The 440-nt window shown below is 56.1% G+C and carries 1 rRNA gene; it reads left to right on the plus strand.

From position 1 onward, the window contains the following. A 16S ribosomal RNA gene (locus AADR41_RS43125) occupies positions 1-440 on the plus strand; the annotation flags it as partial.

Consider the following 440-nt stretch of genomic DNA (forward strand, 5'->3'; position numbering starts at 1 on the left):
CCTACGGGCGGCTGCAGTGGGGAATATTGGACAATGGGCGCAAGCCTGATCCAGCCATGCCGCGTGAGTGATGAAGGCCCTAGGGTTGTAAAGCTCTTTTGTGCGGGAAGATAATGACGGTACCGCAAGAATAAGCCCCGGCTAACTTCGTGCCAGCAGCCGCGGTAATACGAAGGGGGCTAGCGTTGCTCGGAATCACTGGGCGTAAAGCGCACGTAGGCGGACTCTTAAGTCGGTGGTGAAATCCTGGAGCTCAACTCCAGAACTGCCTTCGATACTGGGAGTCTCGAGTTCGGGAGAGGTGAGTGGAACTGCGAGTGTAGAGGTGAAATTCGTAGATATTCGCAAGAACACCAGTGGCGAAGGCGGCTCACTGGCCCGATACTGACGCTGAGGTGCGAAAGCGTGGGGAGCAAACAGGATTAGATACCCGGGTAGTC

Origin of the sequence: Streptomyces sp. CLV115, from assembly GCF_038448545.1 — a bacterium.
GTDB lineage: Bacteria > Actinomycetota > Actinomycetes > Streptomycetales > Streptomycetaceae > Streptomyces > Streptomyces sanglieri.